Raw genomic sequence first — 10,081 nt, 5'->3', positions numbered from 1 at the left:
CTGCGAGGAACTTCGTGTTTCCCGGCAGCGCTGCGTTTTCAGCAGCAGAGAAGCGAGATTATGAACCGTGTTTCGCAGCTCGTCAACAACTTTTTGCACTACGTCGTTGCGACTGCGGGGCTCAACTTCCGTACCGTCGAGGCCGTTCCTGCCGGGCCTCAACCGCACTGCTTCCCTTCCTCCCGCGCCGCGTTTCCGTGAGCGCGAAAGAGGCGTGATTCTATGCACCTCGCGCCGCCCACGCAAGCCCTTTGTGAAAAAAGTTTGAAAAAGCCCCCGTGCGCTGCCGCGCACGGGGGCTGGGGGTTCGACGGGCGACGCGACAACGACGCCCGCGCCGTCGCAGACCACACTTCTCTCTATATATAGAGCCTCATCACTTGCCGCCGGCCGCAGCCTGCAGCTGCTCGATCGGCACCGCGTCGGCCATCGCCGTGTAGCCCGCGTCGCTCGGATGAATACCGTCGCCGCTGTCATATCGGCGCTGCAGCACGCTCGGGCGCGCCGGATCGCGCAGCACCGCATCGAAATCGACCACGCCGTCGAACCCGCCGCCGCTCCGGATCCACCGGTTCACCTCGAGCCGGATCGCTTCACGCCCGGCCGGCAACGCCGCCGGCGTGAGCGTCGCGCCGTAAACCTTCACGCCCTGGCGGTGCGCCGCCTCGATCAGCCGGCGGTAGCCGTCGATCAGCGACGCGGCCGTCACCTGCGTATGCGGGTGGTCGCAATCGAGCCCCGCGCGCGGCGGCATCGCCGCGAAGTTGATGTCGTTGATGCCGATCAGCACGACCGCCGCCTTCACACCCGCACGCGACAGCGCATCGCGCTCGAACCGCGACGCCAGCGACGTGCCGTAGCACGCGGAATCGCTGAGCAGCCGGTTCCCGCTGATGCCCAGATTCACGACACCGACCGAATCGGCCCCCGACGCCGTCAGCCGGCGCGCGAGTGCGTCAGGCCAGCGGCGGTTCCGGTTCACGCTGGAGCGCAGCCCGTCGGTGATCGAGTCGCCGATCGTGGCGATACTGGCGCGCGCGGGACCTGTTTCGACTGCCAGCTCGGTCACCCAGGCATATTGAGTAAAACGGGTACGGAATGCGGCGGCGCCGGGATCGCTCACGTGATCGCCCGGCGCAGACACATAGTTGAACTGGTTCGACACGCGGTGCCAGACCGTCATCCGCTGGTTTGGCCCCATCTGGAGACTGATCGCATACGGCTGCGCGGACGCCACGTCGATGGCCACCGGATCGCTTTCGATCTCCTGGCCGGGCGCGAGCGTCACGGACGGCTTGCCGCCGAACCGGACCGGCGCGACCGCGCCGCCGGCGAGCGCGGCCCCCTCGCTGGCGCGCGCGAGGCTCGCGGCCTCGATGACCAGCGGCGCACGGCCGTACGCATTGCTGACGCGAATCCGCGCGGCGCGCCCCGACACCGTCGGGTACACGATCTGGCGCACGGCGCGCCCGGCCACGTCGGGCGCGCGGTAGAGCGGCGGCGGCGCAGCAAGGTCCGGAATCGGCTGCAGCGCGGTGGCCCACGCGGCAACCCATCCGGCCGGCGCGGCGAACGCAGCAAGCGGCGACACGAGAACGGCCGCACCCAGCATGGCCGCGGCGAAACTGCTTCGGAATGACATCGGCAAAATCCTCATCGGAAAGCGGGCATTGTGCCGCAGAAGGCGCGAGGCTCACGTGCGGGAACTCGCTTGCGTCGACCGATCGCGCCCCGACGTCCCTCGTTTACCCGAGTCTCGCCGCAAATCCGCAAGAAATTTATTAACCGACCGGTCGGTTGGTTTATACTTCGCACACATTCAACCGGACGAGAGTCTCGCCATGTACACGCAATCCCTCGACATCCCCGGCAACGTCGCACCGCTCGACGCCGCAGCCGAGTCGCCCGAGCAGGCGCGGTTCGACGCGGTGATGGCAGCCGACGGCAAGATCGAACCGCAGGACTGGATGCCCGACGCATACCGCAAGACGCTGGTACGCCAGATCTCGCAGCACGCGCATTCGGAAGTCGTCGGCATGCTGCCGGAAGGCAACTGGATCTCGCGCGCGCCGAGCCTGAAGCGCAAGGCGATCCTGCTCGCGAAGGTCCAGGACGAAGCCGGCCACGGCCTCTATCTTTATAGCGCGGCCGAAACGCTCGGCGTGTCGCGCGATTCGCTGATCGACGCACTGCACGCCGGCAAGGCGAAATATTCGAGCATCTTCAACTACCCGACGCCGACCTGGGCCGACGTCGGCGTGATCGGCTGGCTGGTCGACGGCGCCGCGATCATGAACCAGATCCCGCTGTGCCGCTGCACGTATGGCCCCTACGCTCGCGCGATGATCCGCGTGTGCAAGGAAGAGTCGTTCCACCAGCGTCAGGGTTTCGACGCACTGCTGTCGATGATGAAGGGCAGCGACGCCCAGCGCGCGATGGTCCAGCAGGCCGTGGACCGCTGGTGGTGGCCGGTGCTGATGATGTTCGGCCCGAGCGACGCCGACTCGGTCCATAGCAGCCAGTCCGCGAAATGGGGCATCAAGCGGATCTCGAACGACGACCTGCGGCAGAAATTCGTCGACGCGACGGTCGACCAGGCGAAGGTGCTCGGCGTGACGCTGCCCGACCCCGACCTGAAATGGAACGAAGCGCGCGGCCACCACGACTACGGCACGATCGACTGGGACGAATTCTGGCGCGTGGTCAACGGCGACGGCCCGTGCAACAAGGAACGCCTCGCGACCCGCGTGAAAGCGCACGAGGACGGCGCATGGGTACGCGAAGCCGCGCTCGCGCACGAAGCGAAGCGCCGCGCCCGCGCCGAACAGCACGCCGCCTGAGCGGCAAGACCCGAATTCAGGAATCAGGAGAAAGTGATGAACAAGGAATGGCCGATCTGGGAAGTGTTCGTGCGCAGCAAGCAGGGCCTCGACCACAAGCATTGCGGCAGTCTGCACGCCGCCGACGCGACGATGGCGCTGCGCATGGCGCGCGACGTCTACACGCGCCGCCAGGAAGGCGTGAGCATCTGGGTGGTGCCGTCGTCGGCGATCACCGCGTCGGACCCGAACGAGAAGGCCGAGCTGTTCGAACCGGCGGGCGACAAGATCTACCGTCACCCGACGTTCTACACGCTGCCCGACGAAGTCAACCACATGTAACGCCCGCGCCATGACGATCACGCCCGAACACCTCTCCTACGTGCTGCGCCTCGCGGACAACGCGCTGATCCTCGGTCAGCGCAACGCCGAATGGTGCGGCCACGGCCCGATCCTCGAGGAAGACATCGCGCTCACCAACATGAGCCTCGACCTCATCGGCCAGGCGCGCATGCTGTATACGCACGCGGCCGAGCTCGAGCGTCAGCTCAACGGCACGACGAAGACCGAGGACGACTACGCGTACTTCCGTACCGAGCGCGAATTCGCGAACTTCACGCTCGCCGAGCTGCCGCACTACGGCCCGGTCTCCGGCACCGCGCACGCCGACAAGGACTATGCGGTGACGATCGTGCGCAACTTCCTGTACGCGGCATTGATGCTGCACGTATGGAGCGCACTGGAAACGTCGACCGACACGCAGCTCGCCGCGATCGCCGCGAAATCGGTGAAGGAAACCCGCTATCACGTGCAGCACGCCCGCGAGTGGCTCGTGCGTCTCGGCGACGGCACCGACGCATCGCATCGCCGCGCGCAGGATGCGCTCGACTACCTGATGCCGTACACGCGCGAATGCTTCGCGGCCGATGCGATCGACAACGCGATCGCCGCTTCGGGCATCGGCCCGGCGCCGGCCGCGCTCGAAGCCGCGTGGCGCGCGGACGTGGACGATGCGCTCGCCGAGGCGACGCTCGCGCTGCCGGCGCCCGTGAAGCACGTGACGACCGGCAAGCAGGGCGAGCACTCGGAGCACATGGGCTACCTGCTCACCGAAATGCAGAGCCTCGCGCGCCAGCATCCCGGCGCAACCTGGTAACCGGCCAACGCCACGGAGCCCGACGATGTCCGTCCAGACCGCTGCCCCCTCCCACGCCGCACCCGCCGCGCGCCACGACGATCCGCTGCTCGCCCGCGCGTGGGACGTGCTGGAAGCCGTGCCCGATCCCGAGATTCCGGTCGTGTCGATCCGCGAACTCGGCATCCTGCGCGACGTCCGCCGCGCGGACGACGGCCAGCTCGAGGTCGTGATCACGCCGACCTACTCGGGCTGCCCGGCCATGTCGCAGATCGCCGAGGACATCGCCGCCGCGCTGCAGGCCGCCGACCTGCCGCCGCACCGGATCGAGACGGTGCTCGCGCCCGCGTGGACGACCGACTGGATCACGCAGGAGGCGCGCGACAAGCTGCGCGCGTACGGCATCGCGCCGCCGGTCGGCCAGTGCGGCAGCGCCGCGCCACGGGAAAACGTCGTGCGCTTCGTGCCGCGGCCGGTCGCGGCGCCCGCCTGCCCGCGCTGCGGCTCCGCCCGCACCGAGCGTCTCGCGCAATTCGCGTCCACGGCCTGCAAGGCGCTGTATCGCTGCGTCGACTGCCGCGAACCCTTCGACTACTTCAAACCCTACTGAATATGGCGACCCCGCAATTTCATCCGCTGCGTATCCGCGACGTGCGGCCCGAGACCGCCGACGCCGTCACCGTCTCGTTCGACGTGCCGCCCGAGCTGCGCGACGCGTACCGCTTCACGCAGGGCCAGTTCGTCACGCTGAAGACCCACATCGACGGCGAGGAAACGCGCCGCTCGTATTCGATCTGCGTCGGCACGACGGATTACGACCGCGACGGCGAACTGCGCATCGGCATCAAGCGCGTGCGCGGCGGCCGCTTCTCGAACTTCGCGTTCGACACGCTGAAGCCCGGCCACACGATCGACGTGATGACGCCGGACGGCCGCTTCTTCACGCACCTGAACGCCGACCACGGCAAGCAGTACGTCGCGTTTTCCGGCGGCTCGGGGATCACGCCGGTGCTCGCGATCGTGAAGACGACGCTCGAACTCGAGCCGCGCAGCACCTTCACGCTGATCTACGGGAACCGCAGCGTCGACGCGATCATGTTCGCGGAGGAGCTCGAGGACCTGAAGAACCGCTACATGAACCGCTTCGTCCTCTATCACGTGCTGTCGGACGACCTGCAGGATGTGGAGCTGTTCAACGGCGTGCTCGACCAGGCGAAATGCGCGGAATTCCTCCGCACGCTGACGCCCGCCGACACAATCGACGAAGCATTCATCTGCGGCCCGGCGCCGATGATGGACGCGGCGGAAGCCGCGCTGAAGGCGGCCGGCGTGCCGCAGGCGAAGGTGCATGTCGAGCGCTTCGGCACGCCGCTGCCGCAAGCCGGCGCACCTGCCGTCGAAATCACCGAGCAGACGCCGGCCGCCGACCTCGAAATCGTGCTCGACGGCAAGAAGCGCAAGCTGCGCCTGCCGTACGAAGGCGTGAGCCTGCTCGATGTCGGCCTGCGCGCGGGCCTCGCGCTGCCGTACGCGTGCAAGGGCGGCGTGTGCTGCACGTGCCGCGCGAAGGTGATCGAAGGCGAGGTGCTCATGGAGAAGAACTACACGCTCGAGGAGCACGAAGTGAAGGACGGTTTCGTGCTCACGTGCCAGTGCCACCCGATCAGCGACAAGGTCGTCGTGAGCTACGACGAGCGTTGAGCGGCATTGCGCCGCGGCGCCGGGCGGTTTCTCGCCGTCACACATCTCGCTTACACTAGGGGCCGCCGGCCGGCTGGACATCGCGACGTCCGCCCGGCCGGCGGTTTTCTTTTGTTGACGACAGGCCGATGAGTACCATTCATGTGATTCAGGGCGGCACCGCCGCCGCGTCGCTGCGCGAGGCACTCGCGCAAGCCGGGCGCGACGAGCACGTCGTCGGTTTGCTCGACGATCTCGGCGTCGGACCGCTCAAGGGCGCCGACGAGACGCCCGACACGCGCGCCGCCTTCTGGCACGACGTGCTCGGCGACCAGATCCCCGACTGGAACGCGGAAATCGAGGGCGAATTCGCGCGTCTCGACCAACTCGCGATGGACACGGGCCAGGTGGTCGTATGGCACGCGCCGAGCGTCGGCGACAAGCTGCTGCTGCGCCGCGTCGCCTACCACCTGCGCAACGTGCCGCAGCGCCTGAACGAGGTACGGCTGTCGGCCGCCGATTTCGACCCGGCGCAGCGCAGGGCGCTGTCGCGCACCGACCAGGCATGCTCGACCGGGATGTTCTCGCCCGCGGAACTGGCGCGCAAACGCCCGGCGGCCGCGCCGGTCTCGGTGCTGCGCATCGGCCGCCTCGCACTCGAATGGCAGGAGGCGAAACACCTGAACGCCGAACTGCGCTACTGGGTCAGCAACACGATCAAGAGCGGCTACTATGCCGATCTCGACGCGCTGATCGTCTCGCACGCCGAAACCGACTGGCTGCCCGCGCGGCGCCTCGTCGGCAGCATCATGGCCGCCGCCGACCGCGGCGGACTGTTCGTCAGCGATTCGATCGCCTGGTGGCGCTGCCGCGCACTGGCGGCAGCCGGCCGGCTCGAGTTGCAGGACGACGCGCCCGACGCCCTCTCTTCCACGCAGGTGCGCGCAGCCCGCGCGGCTTTCGCGCACCGCTAATCTTCCCCATTCGACCATGGCCCGTACCCGAGCGCCCGACCACGAATCCCAGCGCGAACAGATCCTCGATCTGGCCGCCGAGAAATTCGCGCAGACGAGCTATCCGAGCACGTCGATGTCCGATCTCGCGACCGCGAGCGGCACGTCGAAGGCACGCCTCTATCACTATTACGAGAGCAAGGAAGCGATCCTGTTCGACCTGCTCGACCGCTATACCAAACGGCTGATGTTGATCATCGCCGAGGTCGAAGGCGCGAGCCAGCGGCGCGGCCTGAGCGAACGCGACGCGTTCGCCGAGCTCGTGCGCGCGTTCCTCGCCGAATACGAGACGTCGCACAGCCGGCACGTCGCGCTGCTCAACGACGTGAAGTATCTCGAGGACGCGCAGCGCGAAATCGTGCTCGACCGCCAGCGCGACATCGTCGCGGCATTCACGCGGCAGCTCGCCCGCGCGTACCCGGACCGCATCTCGAAGGAAAACCAGACATCGGTGACGATGATGGTGTTCGGAATGATCAACTGGACGTTCACGTGGCTGAAGCCGGGCGGCCGCCTCGGCTATCGCGACTTCGCGGAGCAGGTGATCGACCTGATCGAACGCGGGCTGTCGACGGCGGCCTGATTGCCGCGCAGCAGCATGCGTTGCGTGATGGGTACACTGCGATCGCCCGTCGCGCGTTTCATATGATGAATTTTAAATCCGTTAAAAATCAAATAGATAGCAAATGAACTAAGCGGGTTTAGAATTTCTCCTCGGCACAAACAACGTCAAATACGGGTTTTCCCCAACCCCTGTCGGGTAAAATGCTGTTGCATTGCACAACCCGCTTGTGCAGCCACACACTGAGGAACCCACGATGAACACGCAATTCAACGGCCCCGCCGCAGTCGCCGGCACGGTCGGCAGTGCGCCGGTTCTCGTCAGGGAACTGGCTTCCAAAGACCGTGAGCAGATGCTCACCCACTTTCTCTCGCTCGGCGAAGAGGACCGCCTGCTGCGCTTCGGCCAGATGGTGCCCGACCACGTGATCGAGAACTATGTCCGCACGATCGACTTCGGTCGCGACACCGTGTTCGGCGTGTTCGACCACGACCTCGAACTGATCGGCGTCGGCCACCTGGCCTACCTGCCGGCCGAGGGCGACAAGCGCACGGCCGAATTCGGCGTGTCGGTGCTCGAAAGCGCACGCGGCCGCGGCGTCGGCTCGAAGCTGTTCGAGCGCGCGGCGATCCGCAGCCGCAATACGCACGTGACGATGCTGTACATGCATTGCCTGTCGCGTAACGCGACGATGATGCACATCGCGAAGAAGTCCGGGATGCGGATCGAGTACGCGTACGGCGAAGCCGATGCGTACCTGTCGCTGCCGCCGGCCGACCACTCGACGATCATCGCCGAGATGCTGCAGGAACAGGCCGCGGTGTTCGACTACGCGATGAAGCGCCAGGCGCGCCGCACGACGAAGTTCATCGAATCGCTGATGCCCGCCGCACTGACGGCCTGACATCGGCCGGCCGGGTGCGCCAGCGGCGCGCCCGGTTCCCGCCCTTTCCTCCACACTAGCGCACCGAGCGAATCGGCAACGCCGTCGTCTCCTTGAAGCATTCGAGCGAAAAGCTCGTCTTCACGTCGATCACCGACGGGTGATGCAGCAAATGCTCCTGCACGAAGCGGGAGAAATGCGCCATGTCCTCCACCTGCACGCGCAGCAGGTAATCCATGTCCCCCGTCATCGCGTGGCACGCGACCACTTCCGGCCAGGTCTGCACGGCCGCGCGGAACAGCTCCGCATGGGTCGCGCCCGCGCGCGCCGACGTCTCGTCGACCCGCATCGGCGCCAGGCCGCCGCGCTTCTCGAGCCGCACGCTCACGTACGCGAGCAGGTCGAGCCCGAGCTTCTGCGGGTTCAGCAGCGCGACATAACCGGTGATCACGCCGATCTCCTCGAGCCGCCGGATCCGCCGCAGGCACGGGCTCGGCGACAGGTTCACGCGCTCGGCGATCTCCTGGTTCGACAGGCGCCCGTTCTCCTGAAGAATCGCGAGAATCCGCCGGTCGATGGCATCCAGTTCGGCTTGCGCCATCTTCTGCCCTCCAATGATTGTTTCAAGGCTGGAAATTGCGTCATCGTAGGGAGCGGCGATTAAGTTCGCAAGTTTCCGCTCGTGCCCGCCCGCTACACTCTGTCGCATGTATCGATTCGCCGCGCACGCCCGGGCATGTGCGGCCGTCGACATCGAACCAGGCCAGGCAGGCGGACGTCGCCCCGGGCCGACCGCCCCGCACAGGAGACACGACATGCAGATCCCCAACTGGGACAACCCCGTCGGCACCGACGGCTTCGAATTCATCGAATACACGGCGCCGGACCCGAAAGCGCTCGGACAACTGTTCGAGCGGATGGGTTTCACCGCGATCGCACGCCACCGCCACAAGGACGTGACGGTGTACCGCCAGGGCGACATCAACTTCATCATCAACGCCGAACCCGACTCGTTCGCGCAACGCTTCGCGCGCCTGCACGGCCCGTCGATCTGCGCGATCGCATTCCGCGTGCAGGACGCCGCGAAGGCGTACCAGCGCGCGCTCGACCTCGGCGCGTGGGGCTTCGACAACAAGACGGGCCCGATGGAGCTGAACATCCCGGCGATCAAGGGCATCGGCGATTCGCTGATCTATTTCGTCGACCGCTGGCGCGGCAAGAACGGCGCGCAGCCGGGCGCGATCGGCGACATCAGCATCTATGACGTCGACTTCGAGCCGATCGCCGGCGCGAACCCGAACCCGGTCGGCCACGGCCTGACCTACATCGACCACCTGACGCACAACGTGCACCGCGGCCGCATGCAGGAATGGGCCGAGTTCTACGAGCGCCTGTTCAACTTCCGCGAAGTGCGTTACTTCGACATCGAAGGCAAGGTGACGGGCGTGAAGTCGAAGGCGATGACGTCGCCGTGCGGCAAGATCCGCATCCCGATCAACGAGGAAGGCTCGGAAACGGCGGGCCAGATCCAGGAATACCTGGACGCGTACCACGGCGAAGGGATCCAGCACATCGCGCTCGGCGCGAGCGACATCTACCAGGCGGTCGACGGCCTGCGCAGCAAGGAAGTGAAACTGCTCGACACGATCGACACGTATTACGAGCTGGTCGACCGCCGCGTGCCGAACCACGGCGAATCGCTGGACGAACTGAAGAAGCGCAAGATCCTGATCGACGGCGCGCGCGACGACCTGCTGCTGCAGATCTTCACCGAGAACCAGATCGGGCCGATCTTCTTCGAGATCATCCAGCGCAAGGGCAACCAGGGCTTCGGCGAAGGCAACTTCAAGGCGCTGTTCGAGTCGATCGAACTCGACCAGATCCGCCGCGGCGTCGTGCAGGACAAGGCCTGACGCACTCGGCAAGCGGCGGCCTCGGGCAACCGGGCCGGCCGCACGATCCGGCGGCGCAAAGAAAAAGGGCGGGAAT

At 66.6% G+C, this 10,081-nt stretch carries 11 protein-coding genes and 1 pseudogene; 10 read left to right on the top strand and 2 right to left on the bottom strand.

Annotation, left to right across the window (positions count from 1 at the left end; all coding sequences use genetic code 11):
* Positions 1–201 (top strand): annotated as a pseudogene (locus tag AC0KUR_RS30530) (hypothetical protein); the annotation flags it as partial.
* 175 nt (positions 202–376) lie between these two features.
* Here the strand turns inward: AC0KUR_RS30530 and AC0KUR_RS30525 are convergent.
* On the bottom strand, positions 377–1,642 hold the full coding sequence (locus tag AC0KUR_RS30525) for an SGNH/GDSL hydrolase family protein (protein ID WP_473376809.1): 1,266 nt from the start codon (positions 1,640–1,642) through the stop codon (positions 377–379).
* A 199-nt stretch (positions 1,643–1,841) separates the two neighbouring features.
* On the opposite strand from AC0KUR_RS30525, the gene paaA reads away from it, so the two are divergent.
* The 8 genes from paaA (at position 1,842) to AC0KUR_RS30485 (ending at position 8,113) form a co-directional block, all read left to right on the top strand.
* Positions 1,842–2,840 (top strand): 1,2-phenylacetyl-CoA epoxidase subunit PaaA, encoded by a 999-nt coding sequence (paaA, locus tag AC0KUR_RS30520; RefSeq protein WP_006477414.1) that lies wholly within the window; start codon positions 1,842–1,844, stop codon positions 2,838–2,840.
* 36 nt (positions 2,841–2,876) lie between these two features.
* Entirely contained in the window at positions 2,877–3,161 is a 285-nt protein-coding gene (gene paaB / locus AC0KUR_RS30515; protein ID WP_034188015.1) for a 1,2-phenylacetyl-CoA epoxidase subunit PaaB, read from the top strand.
* 10 nt (positions 3,162–3,171) lie between these two features.
* Positions 3,172–3,975, top strand: coding sequence for a 1,2-phenylacetyl-CoA epoxidase subunit PaaC (gene paaC, locus AC0KUR_RS30510; RefSeq protein ID WP_473376808.1), 804 nt, complete (start codon positions 3,172–3,174; stop codon positions 3,973–3,975).
* Positions 3,976–4,000: 25 nt separating this feature from the next.
* Positions 4,001–4,564 (top strand): 1,2-phenylacetyl-CoA epoxidase subunit PaaD, encoded by a 564-nt coding sequence (gene paaD / locus AC0KUR_RS30505; protein ID WP_069245527.1) that lies wholly within the window; start codon positions 4,001–4,003, stop codon positions 4,562–4,564.
* A 2-nt stretch (positions 4,565–4,566) separates the two neighbouring features.
* Positions 4,567–5,655 carry a 1,2-phenylacetyl-CoA epoxidase subunit PaaE gene (paaE, locus tag AC0KUR_RS30500; protein ID WP_473376807.1) on the top strand — a complete coding sequence of 363 codons (1,089 nt, stop codon included), beginning with the start codon at positions 4,567–4,569 and terminating at the stop codon, positions 5,653–5,655.
* A 128-nt stretch (positions 5,656–5,783) separates the two neighbouring features.
* Entirely contained in the window at positions 5,784–6,608 is an 825-nt protein-coding gene (locus tag AC0KUR_RS30495) for a DUF1835 domain-containing protein (protein WP_049030972.1), read from the top strand.
* Positions 6,609–6,624: 16 nt separating this feature from the next.
* On the top strand, positions 6,625–7,230 hold the full coding sequence (locus tag AC0KUR_RS30490; RefSeq protein ID WP_006482923.1) for a TetR/AcrR family transcriptional regulator: 606 nt from the start codon (positions 6,625–6,627) through the stop codon (positions 7,228–7,230).
* 235 nt (positions 7,231–7,465) lie between these two features.
* On the top strand, positions 7,466–8,113 hold the full coding sequence (locus AC0KUR_RS30485) for a GNAT family N-acetyltransferase (RefSeq protein ID WP_059559326.1): 648 nt from the start codon (positions 7,466–7,468) through the stop codon (positions 8,111–8,113).
* Between the two features lie 55 nt (positions 8,114–8,168).
* Here AC0KUR_RS30485 and AC0KUR_RS30480 read toward each other — a convergent pair whose 3' ends face one another.
* A complete protein-coding gene (locus AC0KUR_RS30480; RefSeq protein ID WP_034188021.1) occupies positions 8,169–8,693 on the bottom strand; it encodes an Lrp/AsnC family transcriptional regulator in 525 nt (174 codons plus the stop codon).
* Positions 8,694–8,907: 214 nt separating this feature from the next.
* Here AC0KUR_RS30480 and hppD point away from each other — a divergent pair, with 214 nt between their 5' ends.
* Entirely contained in the window at positions 8,908–10,005 is a 1,098-nt protein-coding gene (gene hppD / locus AC0KUR_RS30475) for a 4-hydroxyphenylpyruvate dioxygenase (RefSeq protein ID WP_034188022.1), read from the top strand.
* Positions 10,006–10,081 lie beyond the last annotated feature (76 nt).

The organism is Burkholderia sp. YHN3-13, assembly GCF_055810675.1.
The sequence above is the reverse complement of the archived record's forward strand: the minus strand, read 5'-3'. Positions and strand labels throughout refer to the sequence as shown.